Raw genomic sequence first — 1,485 nt, 5'->3', positions numbered from 1 at the left:
GGATAAACCTACATTTCTTTCTTGTGCAATGGATTTATAGGATTTTTTCCCTTCTAAGTACTCTAAAACTGCATGTGATTTTTCGTCTATCGTATATTTAGTCAAAAAAACTGCACCTCCAATTATTAGATGTTGTCTAACAATTGGGGTGCAGTTCAAATGGAATGGCTCTCGGTTGACAAATCCACACACAAAAAAGAGCTAGGCTTGTTCTGAAGAAATATTTATCATCTAATCATTATATGATGATCAAAGACCACTACTAATACCAAATAGTTACCGCTTTCTTATAGGCGTCACTATTAGGGATAGCATGTATCCCCTGGGCCTGTGCCTTGCGCGGGTCTAAGTCATATACCATTGGTGTATAACATGAGGTCTGCCCTTTATTTACAACACCATTTCCTCCTGTGCTGTTACACGTATAAGCTTTACCATCTGTGCTTCTAACGATTCTAGCATCCGCTTCATGATTGTATACAGCCGGACGCGTAACAGTAACTTTCGCCCAGGCAGTTTTACAGGTAGTGCTGAATTTCAATTCTACATACGAAACGGAATCAATCCATTTTGTATCCTTCGTAACAGCCGAGTTTGCACAACTATTATAGGTAGGGCTTTTTCCATCATAATTATGATTTTCGGCTAGTGCTTGATTATTCCCAAATATAAAAAAATCAATAACGAACATCGACAACATCATTACTAACGATAAACCTATCATTTTAAGTTTATGATTCAAGTCATTCATCCTTTCTTTACATAAAAGTAGAAGAAGGCTTTTGCTTTATCATTAATACCAGCCGGTTTCACCTGCCGTATATGGCCAAAATGCAACTGCTTTCGCTTTTCGCGGATCTAAATCATATACCATAGGTGTATAACATGTTGTTTGACCTTTATTAATCTCCCCATTTCCTCCAGGAGATGCACAACTAAAGTGTGTATTATAAGTGTTCCGGAMGACTAATGCCGTTGCCTCTCCGTCAGTTTTAGCTGGCCTGCTTAGAGTAATCTTTGCCCAAGCGGTTTTGCAAGTTGTACTGAATTTCAACTCTAAATTTGCAGAAGCACCGTTTGCATAAATTTTCAAATTCTTCTTCGTAACCGCACTAGCCGCACAACTATTGTAGTAAGGGCTTTTTCCATCATAGGCGTGGGTTTCTGCAGATGCCTTGTTGGTAAAGAAATCAAGGGAGCCAAAAAGGACAAAAAAAGCTACAAAAGTCAATGAAATACATAAAACCATTCTTTTCATTGCATCAATCATTCCCTTCATGAAATTCATTCACCCTTTATATTACAATTATGGGATATTTCTGTAAGTGTAAAATTCCCTAAATTTATGAAATACTTTACGGACGGTTTTTGTTACTGCTCTTACAGTCTGATATGTCTCGTCTTTTCATCTGTAAAACAGACGTAAAACTAACTGTCCTCATGAGCTTTTGATTATAAAAAGTTCTTAGTTTTACAACTTTTTAT

The 1,485-nt window shown here is 37.0% G+C and carries 2 protein-coding genes; both read right to left on the bottom strand.

The window, feature by feature from the left end; genetic code table 11:
• Positions 1-262: 262 nt before the first annotated feature.
• A complete protein-coding gene (locus tag AC1DUW_RS28615; RefSeq protein WP_407946285.1) occupies positions 263-703 on the bottom strand; it encodes a YjfA family protein in 441 nt (146 codons plus the stop codon).
• A 90-nt stretch (positions 704-793) separates the two neighbouring features.
• Positions 794-1,258, bottom strand: coding sequence for a DUF2690 domain-containing protein (locus AC1DUW_RS28610; protein ID WP_477644156.1), 465 nt, complete (start codon positions 1,256-1,258; stop codon positions 794-796).
• Positions 1,259-1,485: the final 227 nt, after the last annotated feature.

Source organism: Peribacillus sp. P4_C12 (genome assembly GCF_056402095.1).
Note: the sequence above shows the minus strand (reverse complement) of the source record. Positions and strands in the feature narration are given on the sequence as shown.